Annotated in this window: 19 protein-coding genes; 14 read left to right on the top strand and 5 right to left on the bottom strand. The window is 63.9% G+C overall.

The window, feature by feature from the left end:
• Positions 1–107: 107 nt before the first annotated feature.
• The 6 genes from ASD58_RS14795 (at position 108) to urtE (ending at position 6,733) form a co-directional block, all read left to right on the top strand.
• Entirely contained in the window at positions 108–1,217 is a 1,110-nt protein-coding gene (locus ASD58_RS14795) for a porin (RefSeq protein WP_156401285.1), read from the top strand.
• A 36-nt stretch (positions 1,218–1,253) separates the two neighbouring features.
• Positions 1,254–2,510 carry an urea ABC transporter substrate-binding protein gene (gene urtA / locus ASD58_RS14790; RefSeq protein WP_156401284.1) on the top strand — a complete coding sequence of 419 codons (1,257 nt, stop codon included), beginning with the start codon at positions 1,254–1,256 and terminating at the stop codon, positions 2,508–2,510.
• Between the two features lie 63 nt (positions 2,511–2,573).
• On the top strand, positions 2,574–4,145 hold the full coding sequence (gene urtB / locus ASD58_RS14785) for an urea ABC transporter permease subunit UrtB (protein WP_229209985.1): 1,572 nt from the start codon (positions 2,574–2,576) through the stop codon (positions 4,143–4,145).
• A complete protein-coding gene (gene urtC / locus ASD58_RS14780; protein ID WP_057261910.1) occupies positions 4,142–5,251 on the top strand; it encodes an urea ABC transporter permease subunit UrtC in 1,110 nt (369 codons plus the stop codon). The genes urtB and urtC overlap by 4 nt, the downstream gene beginning before the upstream one ends.
• Positions 5,248–6,027, top strand: coding sequence for an urea ABC transporter ATP-binding protein UrtD (gene urtD / locus ASD58_RS14775; RefSeq protein ID WP_057261909.1), 780 nt, complete (start codon positions 5,248–5,250; stop codon positions 6,025–6,027). The genes urtC and urtD overlap by 4 nt, the downstream gene beginning before the upstream one ends.
• Positions 6,028–6,034: 7 nt before the next feature.
• Positions 6,035–6,733 (top strand): urea ABC transporter ATP-binding subunit UrtE, encoded by a 699-nt coding sequence (urtE, locus tag ASD58_RS14770; protein ID WP_057262108.1) that lies wholly within the window; start codon positions 6,035–6,037, stop codon positions 6,731–6,733.
• On the opposite strand, the gene ASD58_RS14765 is transcribed toward urtE, so the two are convergent.
• Both ASD58_RS14765 and ASD58_RS14760 read right to left on the bottom strand, forming a co-directional pair.
• On the bottom strand, positions 6,711–7,646 hold the full coding sequence (locus ASD58_RS14765) for a response regulator transcription factor (protein ID WP_057261908.1): 936 nt from the start codon (positions 7,644–7,646) through the stop codon (positions 6,711–6,713). The genes urtE and ASD58_RS14765 overlap by 23 nt on opposite strands.
• Positions 7,630–10,977 (bottom strand): ATP-binding protein, encoded by a 3,348-nt coding sequence (locus ASD58_RS14760; RefSeq protein ID WP_057261907.1) that lies wholly within the window; start codon positions 10,975–10,977, stop codon positions 7,630–7,632. Before ASD58_RS14760 ends, ASD58_RS14765 begins: the two co-directional genes overlap by 17 nt.
• A gap of 97 nt (positions 10,978–11,074) precedes the next feature.
• On the opposite strand from ASD58_RS14760, the gene ASD58_RS14755 reads away from it, so the two are divergent.
• From ASD58_RS14755 to ureG, 8 genes are read left to right on the top strand one after another with little or no spacing between them, the layout of a single operon-like run.
• Positions 11,075–11,908 (top strand): nickel transporter, encoded by an 834-nt coding sequence (locus tag ASD58_RS14755; RefSeq protein ID WP_057261906.1) that lies wholly within the window; start codon positions 11,075–11,077, stop codon positions 11,906–11,908.
• A gap of 11 nt (positions 11,909–11,919) precedes the next feature.
• Positions 11,920–12,762 (top strand): urease accessory protein UreD, encoded by an 843-nt coding sequence (locus ASD58_RS14750; protein WP_057262107.1) that lies wholly within the window; start codon positions 11,920–11,922, stop codon positions 12,760–12,762.
• A 1-nt stretch (position 12,763) separates the two neighbouring features.
• The gene (locus ASD58_RS14745) at positions 12,764–13,066 is read left to right on the top strand and encodes an urease subunit gamma (RefSeq protein ID WP_057261905.1); all 303 of its coding nucleotides are present in this window, start codon (positions 12,764–12,766) and stop codon (positions 13,064–13,066) included.
• Between the two features lie 7 nt (positions 13,067–13,073).
• A complete protein-coding gene (locus ASD58_RS14740) occupies positions 13,074–13,391 on the top strand; it encodes an urease subunit beta (protein ID WP_057261904.1) in 318 nt (105 codons plus the stop codon).
• The gene (ureC, locus tag ASD58_RS14735; protein WP_057261903.1) at positions 13,391–15,091 is read left to right on the top strand and encodes an urease subunit alpha; all 1,701 of its coding nucleotides are present in this window, start codon (positions 13,391–13,393) and stop codon (positions 15,089–15,091) included. Before ASD58_RS14740 ends, ureC begins: the two co-directional genes overlap by 1 nt.
• A 12-nt stretch (positions 15,092–15,103) precedes the next feature.
• Positions 15,104–15,595, top strand: a complete 492-nt coding sequence (gene ureE / locus ASD58_RS14730) for an urease accessory protein UreE (RefSeq protein ID WP_057261902.1) — start codon at positions 15,104–15,106, stop codon at positions 15,593–15,595.
• Positions 15,596–15,597: 2 nt separating this feature from the next.
• Positions 15,598–16,257 carry an urease accessory protein UreF gene (locus tag ASD58_RS14725; RefSeq protein WP_057261901.1) on the top strand — a complete coding sequence of 220 codons (660 nt, stop codon included), beginning with the start codon at positions 15,598–15,600 and terminating at the stop codon, positions 16,255–16,257.
• A gap of 10 nt (positions 16,258–16,267) precedes the next feature.
• Positions 16,268–16,900: an urease accessory protein UreG gene (gene ureG / locus ASD58_RS14720; protein ID WP_057261900.1), complete on the top strand. Its 633-nt coding sequence runs from the start codon at positions 16,268–16,270 to the stop codon at positions 16,898–16,900.
• On the opposite strand, the gene ASD58_RS14715 is transcribed toward ureG, so the two are convergent.
• The 3 genes from ASD58_RS14715 to ASD58_RS14705 form a co-directional block, all read right to left on the bottom strand.
• Positions 16,897–18,873 (bottom strand): ATP-binding protein, encoded by a 1,977-nt coding sequence (locus tag ASD58_RS14715; RefSeq protein WP_057261899.1) that lies wholly within the window; start codon positions 18,871–18,873, stop codon positions 16,897–16,899. The two genes, ureG and ASD58_RS14715, sit on opposite strands and share 4 nt — an antisense overlap.
• Positions 18,874–19,017: 144 nt before the next feature.
• Positions 19,018–19,425 carry a hypothetical protein gene (locus ASD58_RS14710; RefSeq protein WP_057262106.1) on the bottom strand — a complete coding sequence of 136 codons (408 nt, stop codon included), beginning with the start codon at positions 19,423–19,425 and terminating at the stop codon, positions 19,018–19,020.
• Positions 19,426–19,437: 12 nt separating this feature from the next.
• Complete coding sequence (locus ASD58_RS14705; RefSeq protein WP_057262105.1) at positions 19,438–20,670, bottom strand: porin; 1,233 nt, start codon at positions 20,668–20,670, stop codon at positions 19,438–19,440.
• Between the last annotated feature and the right edge of the window lie 174 nt (positions 20,671–20,844).

The raw sequence follows: 20,844 nt of genomic DNA, 5'->3' as shown, positions 1-20,844 counted from the left end.
TGACGCCAATCAGCCACTACGTCACTTGACGTATGGGCCAGCGCGGCCAGCCTCTTTACCCTGATCACAAGCGGCAACATTTACCAACTTGTGAAATGAGGACTGGCATGCAAAGGAAGATCAAGCTCTCGGTATTACTCGGCGCCACCGTGGCATCGCTGGCGCACGCAGGCGCCACCATGCCAATCGGCGACGACAAGTCCCTCAGCGTAGGCTTTGGCGCGCGTGGCAGTTACACCAGTGCCAAAGACGGCGCACCGGACGGCAGCTCGCGCTCGAACGATTTCAACCTGGACAGCGCGCGCCTGTTCCTTGGTGCCTCGCTGAACAAGAACATCAAGGGCATGCTGAACACCGAGTGGGATGGTGACCAGATCCGTGTGCTGGATGCTGCCGCGCAGTTCGCATTCTCGCCGGAGCTGAATGTCTGGGCCGGGCGTCTCCTGTCGCCGAGCGACCGCGCGAATATGGCTGGTCCTTACTATTCGTTGGGTGGCGGCTACTGGGCGGGCGTCGCTTCGCGCTATGGTTATAACGGCGGCATTTTCCGTGGCCGTGATGACGGCATAGTGGTGTGGGGGAATGCCGCCGATGGCAGGCTTGGATATTCCTTCGGCGCTTTCGAGGGCCACACCTTCGGCATCGGCAGCCTGACACAGAAGGAGGCCAAGGCGGCGGGCATCAAGGCCGACGACAGCTTGATGTATTCGGGTCGCGTGCAATACGACTTCTGGGATGGGGAGCCAGGCTACTACGGCACCGGCAACTACCTGGGCAGCAAGGATATCCTGGCCATCGGTCTGGCCGGCCGCTACCAGAAGGATGGCGTGCTGACCGTCGCCAGGAACGGCGACTACAAGGCATGGAACCTGGACTTCCTGCTGGAGAAGCGCATCGGCACCGGTGCAGTGTCGGTGGAGGCGGCCTACTACAACTACCGCAACGGCGACGTGATCCTGGCGGAGCAGGGCAAGGCGTGGTCGGCCGGCCTCGCCTACGTCTTCAACCTCGCGCCGGGGCAAGGCAAGTTGCAGCCCTTCGTCCAATATCAGAAGTTCAAGCCCGACAACAACATCGACGTCAAGCAATCGGACGTGGGCCTTAATTACATCATCGATGGCTACAACGCGCAGTTGAGCGCCAAGTATTCGAAGACCGAAACCGTGGCCGCTGCCGACCAGTCGAAGTTCGTAGTCGCGCTGCAAGTCCAATACTAAGCACCATCCTTCCACCATTAGAAGAGGGTAACCATCATGCAAACTCGCCGTCATTTCATCGCTTCCCTGACCCGCATTGCGGCCGGTGCCGCACTGCTGGGTGGCAGCTTCGCGGCCTACGCGGGCGACACCATCAAGGTCGGCATCCTGCATTCACTGTCCGGCACCATGGCGATTTCCGAAACTTCGCTGAAAGACGTGGCCCTGATGTCCATCGACGAAATCAATGCGAAGGGCGGCGTGCTGGGCAAAAAACTGGAGCCGGTGGTGGTCGATCCGGCGTCGAACTGGCCGCTGTTCGCCGAGAAGGCGCGCCAGCTGGTCGCAAAAGACAAAGTGGCCGCAGTGTTCGGCTGCTGGACTTCGGTCTCGCGCAAGTCCGTGCTGCCGGTCTTCAAGGAATTGAATGGCCTATTGTTCTACCCTGTGCAGTATGAAGGGGAAGAACTCGAGAAAAATGTGTTCTACACCGGGGCAGCGCCGAACCAGCAGGCGATTCCTGCGGTCGAGTACCTGATGAGCAAGGAAGGCGGCGGCGCCAGGCGCTTCGTGTTGCTCGGCACGGACTATGTGTACCCGCGTACCACCAACAAGATCCTGCGTGCTTTCCTGAAGAGCAAAGGCGTCAAGGACAGCGACATCGAGGAAACCTATACGCCGTTCGGTCATTCGGATTACCAGACCATCGTCGCCAATATCAAGAAGTTCTCGGCCGGGGGCAAGACCGCCGTGATCTCCACCATCAACGGCGATTCCAACGTGCCCTTCTACAAGGAGCTGGGCAATGCCGGCCTGAAGGCGACGCAGGTGCCGGTCGTCGCTTTCTCGGTGGGCGAAGAGGAGCTGCGCGGCGTGGATGCCAAGCCGTTGGTCGGCCACCTCGCGGCCTGGAACTATTTCGAGTCGGTCAAAAATCCGGTGAACGAGACCTTCATCAAGAAATGGAAGGCCTACGCGGTAGCGAAGAAGCTGCCAAATGCGGCGACCGCAGTGACCAACGACCCGATGGAGGCAACTTATGTCGGCATCCATATGTGGGCACAGGCCGTCGAAAAGGCCAAGTCCACCGACACCGACAAGGTGATCGCAGCGATGGGCGGCCAGTCCTTCACCGCGCCTTCCGGATTCATACTGACCATGGACCCGAGCAACCACCACCTGCACAAGCCGGTGATGATTGGAGAGATCAAGGCTGACGGCCAGTTCAGCGTCGTGTGGAAGAGCAAGGAACCGATCCGCGCACAGCCTTGGAGCCCGTTCATTCCAGGCAACGAAGGCAAGCAAAAGCTGTAACTCGGTACGCCGGCGGGGAGATGGCTGCGCCACCCGCCGGCCTTGATCAATGGAGACTTTCCCATGATGTATTCCGCTATGCGCCGGCTGGTGGCCGGCATCGCGCTTTGCCTGCTGGCCGGCGCCGCGCAGGCGGCCCTTGCGCCAGCCATGCTGCAGCCGCTGGCCGGCGACGATCCCGACGCGCGCGTGGCGGCTGTCGCTGCCATCGGCGCGCTCGGGACCCCGGAAGCTGTGGCTGTGCTGCGCGCTTTGAAGGAAGATGCTTTATACATGATGCCCGACGGACAGGTGGCCATCCTTGTACCGCCGGCGGCGGCACCCGCAGGCGCGGCCGCCATTGTCGTCAACAACCGCTTGCGCGCTGCCATCGAGGCGGCCCTGTCGGGCATGGATTTGCTGGCGCCCGAGCCGGCGCAACGATTGGCAGCTGCGCGTGCCTTGCTGGGCCAGGAAGCGAGTTCCGGCCAGTTGGTGCTGGTACAGCGTGCCCTGAAGACCGAGCAGGACGGGCAAGTGCGTGCGGCACTGCAGTTGTTGCTGGCGCTCGCCAGCTTGCAGGCGCCACAGGCGGCCGAACGCGCCGCTGCCGTGCGCCGGGTGGGTGAGCTGGGTGGCAGTGCACAGCGTGCGCCGCTGCAGGCCATGTTGGAGACGGCATCCACCGAACCCGATGCCACCGTTCGCCTGGCGGTAACAGATGCCTTGAAGGTTATCGACGCCAGGCAAGCACGCACTGAGCTGGTCGGCAATCTGTTTTACGGCGTGTCGCTGGCCAGCGTGCTGCTGCTGGCGGCACTCGGCCTGGCCATCACCTTTGGCCTGATGGGGATCATCAATATGGCGCACGGCGAGTTGCTGATGATCGGCGCCTATACGACATACCTGGTGCAGTCGCTGTTCCGGCACTACTTGCCGCAGGCGCTGGACCTGTACCTGCTGGCGGCACTGCCGGCTGCTTTCGCCGTGGCGGCGCTGGTGGGCATGGCGCTGGAACGAACGGTCATCCGCTGGCTGTACGGGCGCCCGCTGGAAACCTTGCTGGCGACTTCGGGCATCAGCCTGGTGCTGATGCAGGCGGTACGGACCCTGTTCGGTGCGCAGAACGTGGAAGTGGCCAATCCGGCCTGGATGTCGGGTGGCGTGACGGTGCTTGGATCGCTGGTCCTGCCCTGCAACCGCATCGCCATCATCGTGTTTGCCGTGCTGGTGACGGCCGGCGTGTGGCTGCTGTTGAACAGTACGCGGCTTGGACTGTTCGTGCGCGCTGTCATGCAGAACCGGCGCATGGCCGGCTGCGTCGGGGTGCCGACCGGCCGCATCGACATGCTGACGTTCGGGCTGGGTTCCGGCATTGCAGGGCTGGGCGGAGTGGCGCTGTCGCAACTGGGCAATGTGGGGCCGGACCTTGGGCAGTCCTACATCATCGACTCGTTCATGGTGGTGGTACTGGGCGGCGTCGGCCAGATGTCAGGCACGGTGCTCGCCGCCCTGGGGCTTGGTGAGGCCAATAAGTTACTGGAACCGGTGGCGGGAGCCGTGCTGGCCAAGATCGCCATCCTGGCCTTCATCATCATCTTCATCCAGCGCCGGCCGCAAGGGCTGTTCGCTGTCAAAGGCAGGAGCGTCGAATGACTAAGCTGTTTTCCCGTCGCACCTGGTGTGTCATGACGGGCCTGACGTTGCTTGCGGCCTTGCTGCCGGCATGTAATCTCGCATTCCCTCCAGGCCATGCGCTGCATGTGCCGGACTACCTGATCGGGCTGACCGGCAAGTTCATGTGCTATGCCCTGGCGGCGCTGGCGCTCGACCTGGTGTGGGGCTACACCGGCATCCTGTCGCTGGGCCATGGATTGTTCTTTGCCTTGGGTGGCTACGCGCACGGCATGTACCTGATGCGCGCGATCGGGCGCGAAGGCATCTACCAGAGCGCGCTGCCCGACTTCATGGTCTTCCTGGACTGGAAGGAATTCCCGTGGTACTGGGCCATGACGGACAGTTTCTGGTATTGCCTGGCGCTGGTGGTGCTGGCGCCGGGCGCGTTGGCTTTCGTGTTCGGCTATTTCGCTTTCCGTTCCCGCATCAAGGGCGTGTACTTTTCCATCATCACGCAAGCACTGACTTATGCCTGCATGCTGCTGTTCTTCCGCAATGACACCGGCTTCGGCGGCAATAACGGCTTCACCGATTTCAAGCGCATCCTCGGCTACAGCATCACGGCGCCGGCCACCAAGGCGGTGCTGTACCTGGCGACGCTGGCCTGCCTGGTCGGCGCTCTGTTGCTATGCCGCTGGATCGTGACCTCGCGCCTGGGTCGCGTGCTGCAAGCGGTGCGCGATTCGGAGGCGCGCCTGATGTTCATCGGCTACAACCCGCTATGGTTCAAGCTCTTTGTCTGGACCCTGTCGGCCATCCTGTGCGCAATTGCCGGCGCGCTGTACGTGCCGCAGGTCGGCATCATCAACCCGTCGGAAATGTCGCCGGCGAACTCGATCGAGATGGTGGTCTGGGTGGCGGTTGGCGGGCGCGGGACTTTGCTGGGCGCGATCCTCGGCGCGTTCACCGTGAATGGCTTGAAGAGCTGGTTCACCGCAGCCTTCCCGGACTTGTGGTTGTTTGCGCTAGGCCTGTTGTTCATTATGGTGACGCTGCTGATGCAGCAAGGCCTGTTGGGCCTGCGCCTGCCGCGGCGCCCGCAGCGCGTGCCGGAAGCCAGGCATGAACTGGAGGAAGTGGCATGAAGGTCGCGCAAGAAAAAGGGCTGGACGCGAGCCATGGCGCCATCCTCTACCTGGAAGACGTGACGGTCGAATTCGACGGCTTCCGCGCATTGAACAAGCTCAGTCTCGATATCTCGGTGGGGGAACTGCGCTGCATTATCGGCCCCAACGGCGCCGGCAAGACCACGATGATGGACGTCATCACCGGCAGGACACGGCCCAGTTCGGGCAGCGCCTGGTTCGGGCAGCGCCACGATTTGTCGGCGCTGACGGAGTACCAGATCGCGCAAGCCGGCATTGGCCGAAAATTCCAGCGGCCGACGGTGTTCGAATCGCACACGGTGTTCGAAAACCTGGAGCTGGCGATGAAAATGGACAAGCGCGTGCGGCCGACGCTGTTCGCGCGCCTGAGCGGTGAGCAGCGCGACAAGATCGGCGCCATCCTGCGCCAGATCCGCCTGGCAGGGCAGGCCGAGCGCCTGGCTGGCCTGCTCTCGCACGGCCAGAAGCAATGGCTGGAAATTGGCATGCTGCTGATCCAGGAGCCGCAATTGATCCTGCTCGACGAACCGGTGGCTGGCATGTCCGACGCGGAAACGGCGCGCACCGCGGAATTGCTCAACGAATTGCGCGGCAAGCATTCCATCATGGTGGTGGAGCACGATATGGGCTTCGTGGCCGACATCGCGCAGCGCGGCAAGGTGACGGTGCTGCATGAAGGCGCCGTGCTGGCGCAGGGCCGCATGGACGAAGTGCAGGCCGATGAACGGGTGATAGAAGTCTACTTGGGACGTTAGGACGATGATGCTGCACGCGGAAAACCTGAACCAGTACTACGGCTCTTCCCACACCTTGCGTAGCATTTCGCTACAAGTGGCGCGCGGCCAATGCCTGGCCTTGTTGGGCCGGAATGGCGTGGGCAAGACCACGCTGCTGAAATGCCTGATGGGCGTGCTGCCCGTGTCCGGCGGCACGGTGCGGCTCGCCGGGCGCGACATCACTCGGCAGCCGCCCCATGTGCGCGCGGCAGCCGGCATCGCCTATGTGCCGCAAGGCCGGGAAATCTTTGCGCGCCTGACGGTGGAGGAAAACCTGCGCATGGGCATGGCAATACTGCCGGGCCGCCAGGCAGCGCGCATCAGCGGCGAGGTGTACGAGCTGTTTCCCGTGCTGAAGGACATGCTGCAGCGGCGCGGCGGCGACCTGTCAGGCGGCCAGCAGCAGCAACTGGCCATCGCACGCGCCCTGCTGCAACGGCCGCAGGTGCTGATCCTGGATGAACCGACCGAGGGCATCCAGCCCTCCATCATCAAGGACATCGAACGCGTGATCCGCCTGCTGCGCCAACGTGGCGACATGGCCATCCTCTTGTGTGAGCAATACTTCGACTTCGCCCACGCGCTGGCCGATCAATTCGTCGTGCTGTCGCGCGGCGCCGTGGTGGCGGCCGGCAGCCAGGCGCAGATGGCGGGCGACGACGTCACCCGCTACCTGTCGGTCTAGACGACACGGCCAGCGCGGCGGCGGCCGTGCGCGTCTCCACGCCCAGTTTGGCAAACACGTGCTCCAGGTGCTTGTTCACGGTGCGCGGACTGGTGCCGAGGATGTCGCCGATGTCGCGGTTGGTCTTGCCCTTGCTGACCCAATGCAGCACCTCCGCTTCGCGCTGGGTCAGACGGTGCTTCGCCATCAGCGACTGCACCAGGGCGTCGTCCGCTTCTTCGCGCAGCACTACGCTCCACTGGACCGCCTCCTCCGCCTCGCCAAGCGTGAAAATCAGGCGCCGCGTGCCTTGCGCGATGACCAGCGCTGCCGCCTCTTCGCCGGCGGAGCGGGCACGAACGGCGCGCTGCAGCCACGGCGATACCTGCGGCGGCAGCGACGATTTTGCGTGGGCCGGAAAATAGATGTCCAACCATTGCCGGGCCAGCGGCGTCTGCCAGATGATGCGTTCGTCCGGGTCGACCGCCAGCACGGCGTGGCCAAAGGCGTCGAGGGCGCTGCGGGCCTGGCTTACCAGGCGCGCATTCTGCGTGTGGGCGCGGATGCGCGCCAGCATTTCGTTCTGGCGTACCGGCTTGGTCACATAGTCGCTGCCGCCGGCCTGGAATGCCGCCACCACATGTTCGCTCTCCGTCAGGCCCGTCATGAAGATCACCGGGATGGCGCGGGTCTGGAGGTCCGCTTTCAGGCGGCGGCAGACTTCGAAGCCGTCCATGCCGGGCATGACGGCATCCAGCAGCACGACGTCGGGCACCAGGGTCTGCGCCTGTTCCAGTGCGGTGGCGCCATTGTTGGCGACCACCACGGAATATCCCGATTCATCCAGCGCGTCGTGCAGCACAGCCAGGTTTTCGGGCATATCGTCAACCACCAGTACCAATTGGCCTGGTGGACGCTCAATCGTTTGTTGCATGGGATACTCCCTGTTCGAGCAGGCGCGCCATCGCTTCCAGTTCGAAGCGGAGCGCGTGTCCTTGCATGATGTCGACAAATTGGCGGTACGGTTCGCCGAGCGTGGCGATGACGTCCAGCTGCTGCTTGATGCCGCGCATATAGCCGGCTTTGACCTGGGCCCGCAAAGGCGCCAGTTGGGCGGCCGGTGGCAGCTGCGGCAGGCCGGATGGCGGAGCGCTGGCGGCAGGCGCTTCCGGCGTCAGCCAGTCGAGCTGCAACCGGCGCCCGATCCAGTCCAGCAGTTCGGCCAGCTGGACTGGCTTGGTGAAGAAATCGTCGGCGCCGATGCCGGCCGGGTTGGGCAGGCCCTTGTCGTAGGCATTGGCCGAGACGATGCCGATCGGCACCGTGCAGCCATGCCCGGTGCGCAGCAGGTGGCTGGCTTCCCAGCCGTCCATGCCCGGCATGGCCAGGTCCATCAGGATCAGGTCCGGGGCGAAGCCGGCCTGGCATTGCAGGCACTCCAGGCCGGAAGCGGCCTGGCCGACGATGAAGCCGAGCGGCGTCAGGATCTCCGCCAGCAGTTCGCGGTCGTTGCGGTCATTGTCGACCACCAGGATGCGGCGGCGGACGCCGGCATAGCCGCTGCGCTGGAGCGGTGCGGCATCGGGTGGCGGCGCCTCGGCATGCAGGCGCGGCAGCAGCAGGCGCACGCCGAAGACGCTGCCCACGCCCGGCGTGCTGCGCACCGTCAGTTCACCGCCCATCAGCTCCGTCAGCAGCTTGCTGATCGGCAGGCCAAGGCCGGTGCCGCCGCAGTTGGCGGCATCACCGGCGCTGCCGCGCGCGAACGGCTCGAAAATGCGTTCGAGTTCGTGCTCCAGGATGCCGGGGCCGCTGTCTTCCACTTCGAAGTGGGCCATGTCACGCTGGTAGCGCAGGCGGAAGGCAATGCTGCCCTGACTGGTGAACTTGACCGCGTTGCCGAGAATATTGATCAGGATCTGGCCGAGCCGCTTGCGGTCCGCCCGCACCACCGTCGGCAGATTGCCCTGCACCTCGTAGCGGAAAGCCAGTCCCTTGCTGGCGGCCTGCTGTTCGAACATCTGCACCAGCTGCGCGATGAAGGTGGCGAATTGCAGTGGGTGCAAGTCGACGCTCAGGCGGCCGCCTTCGATGCGGGCAATGTCGAGCGTGCCCTCGATCAGGGACAGCAGGTGCTCGCCGCTGCCGCGGATGACGCGGATGGCCTGCTGCCGGTGCGGTGGCATCGCTGGGTCGTGCTCCAGCAACTGCGCATAGCCGAGGATGCTGTTGAGCGGGGTGCGGATCTCGTGGCTGATGCCGGCGATGTAGCGGCTCTTGGCCTGGTTGGCCTGGTCGGCCAGCTTCCTGGCCTGCTGCGCTTCCTCCTGCGCCACGCGGCGGCCTTCGCGGTTCAGCACCAGCCACCAAGCCACGATGGCACTGACCAGCAGCAGCGCGCCGAAGATCTTGAGGAAGGCCAGGCGCAATGGCGCCAGCAGGAGCGCCTGCCCGGCCAGGACCAGGGCCGTCGCCTCATGCAGGTATAGCAATCCCAGCAGGCCGGCGAGGAAGAGCAGGGTCAGCGTCATCAGCAGCAGGTAGTAGCCCAGCCCGCTGACCAGGTAAGGCCAGGCCGACCTGGGAAGCAGCCAATGCATGGCGCCCTGCCATTGCACGGACAGGCGTGCATGGGGCTTGCATGCATCGTCGCAGCGCGCGTCGAGGCAGCAGCACAGCGAGCAGATCGGCCCCTGGTAGGCCGGGCAATGCGCCATGTCCTCCGCTTCGTAGGCTTTGTCACAGATGCTGCAGGTATTGTTGTGCGCCGCAACTGCCTGGCGCGCAATGTAGTAGCGGCCGCTGGTGAGATAGGCAATGGCCGGCGCTGCAGCGAACGCGGTGGCAAGCGCGATGAAGGCGGAAAATGCCTGGGCCGTGGCGCCGAACAGACCGCTGAAGGCGGCCACCGACAGCAGTGAGGCCAGTAACATGGCGCCCACGCCGACCGGATTGATATCGTACAGGTAGGCGCGGCGGAATTCGATGCCTGGCGGGCTCAGTCCCAGCGGCTTATTGATGACCAAGTCGGCCACCACGGCCGCGATCCAGGCGAGGGCGATATTGGAAAACAGGCCGAGTACCTGGTCCAGCGCCTGAAACACGTTCAGCTCCATCAGCAGCACCGCAATCAGGGCATTGAAGCAAGCCCACACCACGCGACCCGGATGGCTATGGGTCAGGCGCGCGAAGAAATTCGACCAGGCCAGCGAGCCGGCATAGGCATTGGTCATATTGATCTTGATCTGCGACACCACCACAAACACCACGGTGGCCAGCAGCGCCAGGCGCGGGCCGGCGCCAAGCAGCTTGAAACCGGCCAGGTACATATGGGTCGGGTTGACCGCTTGCGCCAGGCTGGCGCCGCCCTGCAGCACGAGCAGGGCGAGCAAGGCGCCGGCCAGCATTTTCAACGCGCCGACCACCGCCCAGCCAGGTCCCGCCGCCAGCACGCCAAGATGCCAGCGCAGGCGCTTCTTTCCCGGCGGCGGCATGAAGCGCAGGAAATCGACCTGTTCGCCAATCTGCGGAATCAGGGCGACGCCAACGGCGGTGGCGGCACCGAAGGCCAGGGTGTTGAAATGGGCGTTGGCCTGGTCGGTGCCGGCGAACTGCAGCAACTCGATAGGCAACTCCGGGCGCTTGAGCGCAATGGCGATGAAGGGCAGTGCCATCAAGAGCAGCCAGAGTGGCTGGCTCACCATCTGGATGCGGCTGATCAGGGTCACGCCGTGTGTCACCAGGGGCACCACTGCCAGCGCACTGGCCAGGTAGCCCAGCCACAAGGGCAGGCCGAAATACAGTTCCAGCGCATAGGCCATGATGGCCGCTTCCAGGGCGAACAGGATGAAGGTAAACGAAGCGTAGATAAAGGAGGAAATAGTGGAGCCGATATAGCCGAAGCCGGCGCCGCGGGTCAGCAAGTCCATGTCCACGCCGTGGCGCGCCGCGTAATAACTGATGGGCAGGCCGGTCAGGAAAATGATCAGGCTGACCGCGAGGATGGCCCAGAAGGCGTTGATAAAGCCATAGTGCACGGCCAGCGTGCCGCCGATCGCTTCCAGCACCAGGAAAGCAATCGCACCAAACGCGGTATTGGCGACGCGAAAAATGGACCATTTGCGGAAGGCGCGCGGCGTGAAGCGCAGCGCGTAATCTTCAATGGTTTCATTGGCGACCCAGGTGTTGTAGTCGCGCCGAATCTTGACGATGCGCTGAACCGTTTTGGTGCGTGGGCTTTCCAAGTTTGGTGCAGAGGTGTTCATGGGATCGCGTTGTGCATGCTGGCTACTGCATTAATGCAATTACTATGCCCATCTGTGCGCCTGTCTCAACTGGTATGCGTCTTGCTTATTGAGGGGTATGGCCCATACCCTTCCCGACAATTTGATTGGACTCTGTTTGCTGGTGCTCAGCCTGGGCCTGAAGCATGGCTTCGACCCTGACCACCTGGCGACGATTGACGGTCTGGCGCGCTGGAATATGCCAGCCCGGCCACGCCTGGCGCGCCAGTGCGGTGTCTGGTTTTCCCTGGGTCACGGCGCAGTCGTCATCGCCATTGCGGTTGCGCTCAGCACGCTGGCCGGCTACTGGCAGCCGCCGGCCTGGCTCGAACTGTGCGGTGCATGGGTGTCGATAGCCTGCCTGATCGGTCTGGGGTTGCTGAATATACGGGCCTTGCTCACGGCAGCCGCAGGACAGGTGGTCGCACCAGCGCGCTTGAAGGGCCTCTTCCTGGGCCGCCTCGCCGCAGCATCGCGGCCTGGCGGGGTGGCGCTGGTGGGTGCCTTGTTCGCCTTGTCGTTCGATACCGTCAGCCAGGCCAGCCTCTTTGCCGTGGCTGCCACGCAGTTCGGCGGCTGGCCGCATGCAATGCTGATGGGCGTACTGTTTACCCAGGGGATGCTGCTGGCCGATGGCGTGCACGGTCTCTGGATTGCGCGCTTGCTGCGGCGTAGCGGCGAGGCGGCAGTGCTGGCCTCGCGCATCATGGGCTGGGTGGTGGCCGGCGTGAGTTTTCTGGTGGCGGGTTTCGGTGTGTTGAAGCTGACATCGCCCACCATCGACGCATGGAGTGATGGCAAGCAGCTGGCCTTTGGTGCGGCACTGGTGGCTGTGCTGGCCGGCAGCTTCCTGCTTGCCATGGCCATGGTGCGGCCGCGCGCCAATGCGTCCTCCGACGCGTCGCTCGGGTAGTGGTGGCTGTCATGCGTATCGACCCCACTGCCGCAACCTTACCCTCCGCCGCGTGGCGCGCCAGCCTGGCGCTGGGCTATGCGCGCGCCGGTGCCGCCACGCGGCTGGTGCAGCGCGCGCACAGCGGCCCCTTACGCGTGCAAAAGGCCTTCTATCCGGAAGGGGAGTCTGTCTGCCACAACATCTTGCTGCACCCGCCGGCAGGCATAGCCGGTGGCGATGAACTGTGCATCGACGTCACGGCCGATGCCGGCTCGCATGCCTTGCTGACCACGCCGGGTGCCGCCAAATGGTACCGCGCCAACGGCAAGCCGGCCTGGCAGCGCGTCAGGATCCGTGCGTCGCACGACGCACGGCTGGAATGGCTGCCACAGGAAACGATCTTCTTCGATGCCACCGACGCCAATCTGTTGCAGGAGGTCGAGCTGGCGCCCGGTGCGCGCTACATCGGCTGCGACATCCTGTGCTTTGGCCGAAGCGCCAGCGGCGAGCGTTTTGCACGCGGTACGGTGCGCCAGCAACTGCAGCTGCGCCAGGCCGGGCGCTTGCTGTGGTGGGACCAGGGCGTGCTGCACGGCGGCAGCGGCGCCATGCAAAGCCCGCACGTGCTGGGCGGCGCGACCGTCTGCGCCACCTTGCTGGCGGCGGGACGTTCTGCCGATGCTGCGCTGGTGGCGCAGTTGCGCGCACTGGATCCGGCGCTGGGCGTGACTTCGTTCAAGACTGTGCTGGTGCTGCGCCACCTTGGATACGATGCAGAACATGCGCGCCAGCTGATGGCGCAAGCCTGGCAGGTCCTGCGCCCGCACTGGATGGATCGCCCTGCAACTGAACTACGCATATGGAATACGTGATATGGACCTCTCCCCACGCGAAAAAGACAAACTGCTGTTGTTCACGGCTGCGCTGCTGGCGGAACGCCGTCGCGCGCGCGGCCTCAAGCTCAATTACCCGGAAGCCGTGGCCCTGATCAGCGCGGCGATCCTGGAGGGCGCGCGCGACGGCAAGACCGTGGCCCAACTGATGGCCGAGGGTACCCAGGTGCTGGCGCGCGACGAAGTGATGGAGGGCGTGCCCGAGATGATCCCCGACATCCAGGTCGAAGCGACCTTTCCCGACGGGACCAAGCTGGTCACCGTCCATCACCCTATCGTTTGAGGTCAGCATGATACCTGGCGAATACCTGCTTGAAGAAGGCGACATCACCCTCAATGCCGGCCGCGCCGCTTGCATCCTGGTGGTGGCCAACAGCGGCGACCGGCCGGTGCAGGTCGGGTCGCATTTTCATTTTTTCGAAGTGAACGAGGCGCTGCAGTTCGATCGCGGCCAGGCGCGCGGTATGCGGCTCGATATCGCGGCCGGCACTGCCGTGCGCTTTGAGCCCGGCCAGCGCCGCACGGTGCAACTGGTGGCGCTGGCAGGCACGCGCCATGTGTATGGCTTCAATGCCCGCGTGATGGGTGCATTGGACGGGGAGGCATAATGGCCCGGATTTCGCGCCGGGCGTATGCGGAAATGTTCGGGCCGACCAAGGGCGACCGTATCCGCCTGGCCGATACCGAACTGTTTATCGAGATCGAGCATGACTACGCCATTCCCGGCGAAGAAGTGAAATTCGGTGGCGGCAAGGTGATCCGCGACGGCATGGGCCAATCCCAGCTGCCGCACCGGGACGTGATGGACACGGTGATCACCAATGCCGTGATCCTGGACCACTGGGGCATCGTGAAAGCCGATATCGGCTTGAAGGATGGCCAGATTGCCGCCATCGGCAAGGCCGGCAATCCCGACATCCAGCCCGGCGTCACGATGGCCATCGGCGGCGCTACCGAAATCATTGCGGGCGAGGGCATGATCGTTACCGCCGGCGGAGTCGATACGCACATCCATTTCATCTGCCCGCAACAGATCGAAGAAGCGCTGGCATCGGGCGTGACCACCATGATCGGCGGCGGCACCGGACCGGCCGTCGGTACGGCGGCCACCACCTGCACTCCCGGCCCTTGGCACATCCACGCCATGCTGGCGGCGGCCGATGCCTTCCCGATGAACCTGGGTTTCCTGGGCAAGGGCAATGTGAGCCTGCCGCGCCCGCTGGAGGAACAAGTCGAGGCCGGTGCCATCGGCCTGAAGCTGCACGAGGACTGGGGCAGCACGCCGGCGGCGATCGACAACTGCCTGTCGGTGGCCGACCGCATGGACGTGCAGGTCGCCATCCATACCGACACGCTGAATGAGGGCGGCTTCCTGGAAGCGACGCTGGCGGCGTTCAAGGACCGTACCATCCACACCTTCCACACGGAAGGCGCCGGAGGCGGCCATGCGCCGGACATTATTGCAGCGGTCGGCCAGTCGAATGTGCTGCCTTCGTCCACCAACCCGACCCGCCCTTTCACCGTCAACACCCTGGACGAGCACCTGGACATGCTGATGGTGTGCCACCACCTGGACGCTGCCATCGCCGAGGACGTGGCCTTTGCCGAATCGCGCATCCGCCGCGAAACCATTGCGGCGGAAGACATCCTGCACGACCTGGGTGCGATTTCGATGATGTCATCGGACTCGCAGGCCATGGGTCGTGTTGGAGAAGTCATCATGCGCACCTGGCAGACCGCGCATAAGATGAAAGTGCAGCGCGGCCCGCTGCCGGGCGACGATGGCCGCAACGACAACACGCGCGTCAAGCGCTACGTGGCCAAGTACACCATCAATCCCGCCATCGCGCATGGCGTTTCGCACGTGGTGGGCTCACTGGAAGTTGGCAAGTTGGCGGACCTGGTGCTGTGGCGTCCGGCCTTCTTCGGCGTCAAGCCTTCCATGGTGCTGAAGGGAGGCATGATCGCATGTGCCCAGATGGGCGATCCGAACGCTTCGATTCCCACGCCGCAGCCGGTATACATGCGGCCCATGTTCGGCGCCTTCGGCGGCGGGCTGAAAAAGTCGCTGACCTTCGTTTCGCAGACGGCGTTCGAAGCTGGCGTGGCGCAGCGCCTTGGCCTGGCCAAGCGCGTGGTGCCGGTGCGCGCCACCCGCCAGCTGCGCAAAGCCGATATGGTCCACAACGGCGCGACCCCGCATATGGAGGTCGACCCTGAAACTTATGAAGTGCGAGCCGATGGCCAGTTGCTGGTGTGCGAAGCCGCGTCCGTGCTGCCGATGGCGCAGCGTTATTTCCTGTTCTGATGGAGGATGAACATGCTGACCCTGCACACCAAACTGGCCGCCGCCGAAGGCGTCGACGGCGAACTGGTACTGACTTATGACCAGCGCGAGAAGTGCCGCCAGCGGGCACGCCTGGCCTCGGGAGAGGAGATTGCCCTGTTCACGGCGCGCGGCACCGTGCTGCGCGACGGCGACCTGCTGACCGGTGAAACCGGCTTCGTGGCGCGCGTGCGCGCGGCTGCGGAGCCGATTTATACCGTGCGCGCCGCCGATGCGCATGGCTTGCTGCGCTGCGCTTTCCACCTTGGCAACCGCCACAGCCAGGTGGAGGTAGGGGACGGCTTCCTGCGTATCCGCGTCGACCCTGTGCTGCGCGACATGCTGACCGGCCTGGGCGCGGTGGTGACGGAGGACATGGCGGCGTTCGAACCGGAGGCCGGCGCCTATTCCGGCGGGCATGCGCATGGCCACCCGCTGGCACCAGTGCCGTTGCGGCAAAAGATTCATCGTCCGGCGGATGCATGACAATGGAGGCGCAGGCGCTGCTGCATCTGCTGCAATTCGCCAGCCCGGCGCTGCCGGTTGGCGCCTACAGTTATTCGCAAGGCCTGGAGGCGGCGTTGGAAGAGGGCAGCGTGCATGATGCCGCCACGGCGCGTGCCTGGATGTGCAGCATGCTGCATGAGGTGCTGGCGCGCTGGGATGCCCCCCTGTTCTGCCGCCTGCTGCGTGCCCACGCGGCAGGCGATGCAGAGGCGGCGTCGTGCTGGGCCGAGCGCTACCTGGCGTCGCGCGATACGGCGGAACTGCGCGCGGAATCGGTGCAGATGGGTTTTTCGCTGGCGCGCCTGCTGGCCGAACTGGAGCTGGCGCCAGCCACCGGGGGTGAAGAGGCTTACCTGGCGGCGCTGGCGCGGGCCGTGCATGCGCTGGGCATCCCGCACGAGGCGGCATTGCTGGCCATGCTGTTCGGCTGGGCCGAGAACCAGGTGCTGGTGTGCGTCAAATCCATCCCGCTGGGGCAGGTGGCGGGCCAGCGACTGCTGCTGTCGCTGCGCCCGGAAATCGAGGAAGCTGCCCGGTCCGCGCTGGCGCTGGACGATGCAGACATGTCCAACTGGGCGCCCGGGCTGTCCCTGCTGTCGATGCGGCACGAAGTGCAGCACGGCAGGCTTTACCGTTCATAAAGGAATTACTATGGCATCCAATCCCCTGCGCGTTGGCATCGGCGGACCGGTCGGCTCCGGCAAGACCGCCCTCTGCGAAATGCTGTGCAAGGCCATGCGCGACGATTACGACATGGCCGTCATCACTAACGACATCTACACCCGTGAAGACATGGAAATCCTGTTGCGCGCCCAGGCGCTGCCGCCGGAGCGCCTGATGGGCGTGGAGACGGGCGGCTGCCCGCACACAGCTATTCGCGAGGACGCATCGATCAATCTGGAAGCGATCGCGCGCTTGCAGGCAGATTTCCCGGCGCTCGACCTGATCCTGGTCGAATCCGGGGGCGACAATCTGGCCGCGACTTTCAGTCCGGAGCTATCGGACCTGACCTTGTATGTCATCGATGTGGCGGGCGGTGAAAAGATTCCGCGCAAGGGCGGGCCCGGCATCACGCGCTCCGACCTGCTGATCATCAACAAGACCGACCTGGCGCCACATGTAGGCGCCGACCTGGAAGTCATGGCACGCGACGCCGCGCGGCAGCGAGGTGAACGTCCTTTCGTGTTTACCAATTTGCGCAGCGGGCAGGGCGTGCAGGAGGTCGTCAGCTTCATTCGCGAGCAGGGTTTGCTGGGCACATCAGGATCGCAGGCCGCCGCCTAGTCCTTTTGCGGTGAGCTGGTCGGGAGCGCTATTCGGACCGTGGTACCTTCGCCCGGCGCCGAATCGATCGCGATGCGCCCGCCCATCACGCCGGTGACGATGTTGTAGACGATGTTCATGCCCAGGCCCGTGCCGCCACTGCCCATCTTGGTGGTGAAGAACGGGTCGAAGACTTTGCGCTGCACTTCTTCCGGCATGCCGGCGCCGTCGTCGCGGAAAACGATTTCGATCTGGCCGTCTTCGACAATGCGTGCGGACAGCCAGATGCGGCCGCAGTTGCGGCCTTCGAAAGCGTGCATCAGGGCGTTGTTGATCAGGTTATTGAAGATCTGATAGACGCTGCCAGGATAGGAATCGAGCTCCAGCTCATAGGGCACGTCGACATCCATCTGGATGGCGCTGCGGCGCAGGCGTGGCGCATAAGTCGCGGCGGTGTCGAGCGCGACCGCGCGCAGACGGAAATGGCGGCGCTGGTCGTTGGTCTGATCCACCGCAATCTGCTTGAACGAGGCAATCAGTGAGGCGGCTTTTTCCAGCGAGCTGGAAATCAGGCCGCACGCGAGCTGCACTTCTTCCAGGTGGTGATTCAGCGTGGAGCGCCGCACGGAGCCATCGGCAACCGACTGTTTGAATTCCTTCACGCGGTCGTCCAGCGCGGTGGAGGCCAGCAGACTGTTGCCGATCGGCGTATTCAGTTCGTGTGCGATGCCGGCCACGAGCGAGCCGAGGGAGGCCATTTTCTCCGAGGCGATCAGGTCATGCTGCGTGCGCTGCACGGTTTCCAGGGCATGCGACAGGTCGCGATTGGCCTGCTCCAGCGCGGCCGAGCGTTCGCGCACGCGCGACTCCAAAGCGTCGTTCAATTCGCGCAATTGCTGCTTGGCCTTCATTTCCTGCGTCAGGTCGAGTATGGCCCAGATGATGGCGTGCTTGCCGTCCAGGAGCAGGGAGGATGACCAGATCGCCACCTGTCCCGGCCCGCCATCGGGCAGCACCACGTCGGCCATCTCGCCGCGCACCACGCCATGCAGGCGGAACTCGTTCCAGATGCGCTGGCGTTCGTTTGGCGTGGCCCAAAAGGTCACTTCGTCCGAGCGGCGGCCAATCAGCTGGTGCAGCGGGGTGCCGAAGGTGCGCGCCAGCGCCTGGTTGGCAGCGATGATGCGGCCTTCCTGGTCGGAGACCGACAGCGGCAGCGGCGTCATGTCGAACAGGGTGCGGAAGCGCTCTTCCGACTCGCGCAGGCGGCGTTGCGACTCCTCGAGCTGGGCGATGCGTTCGCGCAGCGCGGCGCTCATCAGGTTGAGCGAGTGGGTCACCACTTCCAGTTCGTCGCCGCCGCTTTCTGGCAATTGGCTGAACTGCCCTTGCGCCAGCTTTTCCGAGTGTTGGGCCAGGGCGCCCAGGCGCTTGCCAACGCCGCGCGTCATGGCGTAGAACAGCAGCAGGGCCAATGCGAATCCGAGCAGGGCGATCAGGCCGCCCTGGCGCAGCACGTCGTCACGCGCCGTCACCAGGTCGACGGTGGACAGACCGAAGTGCAGCATGCCCACCTGGTTATCTTTCAGCAGCAGCGGCGCCTGCGCGTGCAGCAAGTTGCCGTCAACGGAAGTGCGCACCCCACCGCCCAGCTGCGCCTGGCGCAGCGCTTCCGGCATGAACTCGGGGCGCTCGCCCGCTTCCAGCACCGTTTCGCCGGAGGCGTCGAGAATCACGATATAGCGCAGAAAGCTGTCACGTGGGTCGGACAGCATTTCCGACCAGTAGCTGCGCAATTCGCCGAGCCGGCCGCTGCTGGCGTAAGGCGTCAGGGTCAGGTTGAGGTTGACGGCGTATTCGTGGGCGACGCGGTCGGCATTGCGGCTGACGGCATTGGTCATCAGGCGCAAGCTGTTGCCGATCAACAGGGCCACCACCATGGCCTGGACGAAAGCGCTTAGCAGCAGGAATTTCGCGCGCAGCGAAAGCTTCAAGTTGTGCTCCCCAGCTTTGTTAATTTTTGATTATCGGAACATTGTATCCCTTCATTAGTGAAAGTTGCCGAAATCTAAAAAAAACGCCGCCCGGCTGTTGCGGGGCGGCGTGGGCGCGTAGCGGGCGCAGTAAAGGTTTGCGGCTTATGGCAGGGTCAGGATGACCTTGACGCTGTCGTCGACAGCCGATTTGTCGATGTAGCCGATGGCTTTCGGATCGTCCGCCACGGCCTTTTTGACCTCGGCGTTGGACTTGAATTCCTTCGGTGGCGTGGCCTTGCCGGTAAATACCAGCTTGGACCAGATCGCTTTCACCTGGGCTGGATCCTTGTCGGCGACTTTCTGGTAGAAGTCGGTGCGAATCTTGGAGCCTTCCGACTGGTCCACCGGGGTGAACATGGCCGATTTGCCGAGGAAGAATTGGGACGCCTGTTCCGAGAACATGCGCGATGCCGGATTGTCCTTGTTGACGATCACGACGATCTCGGCCGATGCCGGCAGGGCTGCGGCAAGCAGGGCCGAAGCGAGGAGGGCGGTCAGGATTTTTTGCATGGCCATATCTCCTTAGAAGACGAAGTCGATGCCGGCGGCATAGACGTTGACGCTCTTGTCATAGGTCATCACGCCGGACGGCAGGATCAGGGAGCCGCCTTTGACTTGCGGCTTCACGTGGTCGATCTGTACCTTCAGGGCCAGCGACTTGGCGAAGTCCCAGCGCATGCCGACCAGGTCGGACTTCTGCTCTGGCGATACCAGCAGGCCGCGCACGGCGCCGAAAGTTGGCGCCAATGGGTGGGCAGCAGGCACGGTCGGCACGGTCACGGACGAGCCGTGGCCCTTATAGTAAGCGTGGGCGTAGTAAGGCAGTACTTTGCCAAAGCGGTAGCCGGCCATGATGTAGCCCGAGTTGGTCTCAGGGATATAGACCGGCTCGTGGGCGCGGCGCTGGGCGTATTCGGCTTGCAGCACGATGTTCTTCCAGTCCATCGTCAGGCCGATTTCGGTGAAGCTCATCTTCTTGCCGCCCTTCAGCGTCAGGTCGTCGGCGAGCTGGATCGCGGCTGGAACACCGGTGGCAGCCAGGCCGCCGGTCAGGGCGTTGATCGGGGCCAGGTTGTTGACTTCAATCTTGGCGCGGGCATGCGCCAGGCGGGCGGTGAACGGGCCGTATTCGGCAGTCACGGCAGCGCCGAAAACCGGCGACTGGTGCTTGGCGACGGAGCCGCCGCCGGTCGGGATGTACAGCTTGCCGCGGCTGACGCCGCCAAAGCCCTGCACGGTGACGTTGGTGTCGCCGAAAGCGTGCTGCCAGTTGACGTCAGCACCGTCCATGTTTTCGATCGGGGCCTGGCCGTACATTTCGATCGGCGGGCGCATCATGGTGTTGGCATAGCCAACGTTCTGGTAGTCCGAGATCAGGAAGGCAGGCAGCACCACGCGGCCCAGGCGCACATTGGTCTCGTCGTTCAGTTTGTATTTCAGGAAGCCCCAGGTCAGGTCGGTGGTGAACTGCTGGCTGGTGTTCTTGCGGGTCAGTACCTGCACCGTGCCCGACAGGCTGTCGTTGAAGGCGTAGGTGGCTTGCAGGCCCAGGTTGCTGTCCAGGCCGATGCGCGGCGAGTCACCGGTGCCCGCGGCCTGGTTGTAGCGCGCGAATTTCGCGTCATCGGAGTTGGTCTTGGCTACACCCAGGGTGCCAAAGCCACTGATACTCAGGTTGCCGTCGCCCAGAGTACCGGCCTGAGCCATCATGCCAGTAGCAGCCAGCATGGCGGCGGCGAGAAGCTGTTTCTTCATGAAAGTGATCCGATCGAATGTTGTTTTATTGTTAGTGCAGCGCACCAAAGTCATGCCATTTTGTTTATGGCAGTTTCCTAGAATAAACTAAAATTCCACCAAAATGAATCTGAACTTGCACAAATAGAGAGCAGATTCTAGAAACTGTGGGATTTTGGAGTTCTTTGATTAGCG

This window comes from Duganella sp. Root1480D1, assembly GCF_001427305.1.
GTDB lineage: Bacteria > Pseudomonadota > Gammaproteobacteria > Burkholderiales > Burkholderiaceae_D > Rugamonas.
This window is presented reverse-complemented; position numbering and strand designations above follow the sequence as displayed.

Coding starts and splice junctions, on each gene's coding strand:
- ureG (WP_057261900.1), top strand. CDS start 16,268: ATGGCATCCAATCCCCTGCGCGTTGGCATCGGCGGACCGGTCGGCTCC.
- ASD58_RS14705 (WP_057262105.1), bottom strand. CDS start 20,670: ATGAAGAAACAGCTTCTCGCCGCCGCCATGCTGGCTGCTACTGGCATG.
- ASD58_RS14760 (WP_057261907.1), bottom strand. CDS start 10,977: ATGAACACCTCTGCACCAAACTTGGAAAGCCCACGCACCAAAACGGTT.
- urtA (WP_156401284.1), top strand. CDS start 1,254: ATGCAAACTCGCCGTCATTTCATCGCTTCCCTGACCCGCATTGCGGCC.
- ASD58_RS14725 (WP_057261901.1), top strand. CDS start 15,598: ATGGAGGCGCAGGCGCTGCTGCATCTGCTGCAATTCGCCAGCCCGGCG.
- ASD58_RS14795 (WP_156401285.1), top strand. CDS start 108: ATGCAAAGGAAGATCAAGCTCTCGGTATTACTCGGCGCCACCGTGGCA.
- urtD (WP_057261909.1), top strand. CDS start 5,248: ATGAAGGTCGCGCAAGAAAAAGGGCTGGACGCGAGCCATGGCGCCATC.
- ASD58_RS14755 (WP_057261906.1), top strand. CDS start 11,075: ATGGCCCATACCCTTCCCGACAATTTGATTGGACTCTGTTTGCTGGTG.
- ASD58_RS14710 (WP_057262106.1), bottom strand. CDS start 19,425: ATGCAAAAAATCCTGACCGCCCTCCTCGCTTCGGCCCTGCTTGCCGCA.
- ASD58_RS14740 (WP_057261904.1), top strand. CDS start 13,074: ATGATACCTGGCGAATACCTGCTTGAAGAAGGCGACATCACCCTCAAT.
- urtC (WP_057261910.1), top strand. CDS start 4,142: ATGACTAAGCTGTTTTCCCGTCGCACCTGGTGTGTCATGACGGGCCTG.
- ASD58_RS14750 (WP_057262107.1), top strand. CDS start 11,920: ATGCGTATCGACCCCACTGCCGCAACCTTACCCTCCGCCGCGTGGCGC.
- ureC (WP_057261903.1), top strand. CDS start 13,391: ATGGCCCGGATTTCGCGCCGGGCGTATGCGGAAATGTTCGGGCCGACC.
- urtE (WP_057262108.1), top strand. CDS start 6,035: ATGCTGCACGCGGAAAACCTGAACCAGTACTACGGCTCTTCCCACACC.
- urtB (WP_229209985.1), top strand. CDS start 2,574: ATGATGTATTCCGCTATGCGCCGGCTGGTGGCCGGCATCGCGCTTTGC.
- ureE (WP_057261902.1), top strand. CDS start 15,104: ATGCTGACCCTGCACACCAAACTGGCCGCCGCCGAAGGCGTCGACGGC.
- ASD58_RS14745 (WP_057261905.1), top strand. CDS start 12,764: ATGGACCTCTCCCCACGCGAAAAAGACAAACTGCTGTTGTTCACGGCT.
- ASD58_RS14765 (WP_057261908.1), bottom strand. CDS start 7,646: ATGCAACAAACGATTGAGCGTCCACCAGGCCAATTGGTACTGGTGGTT.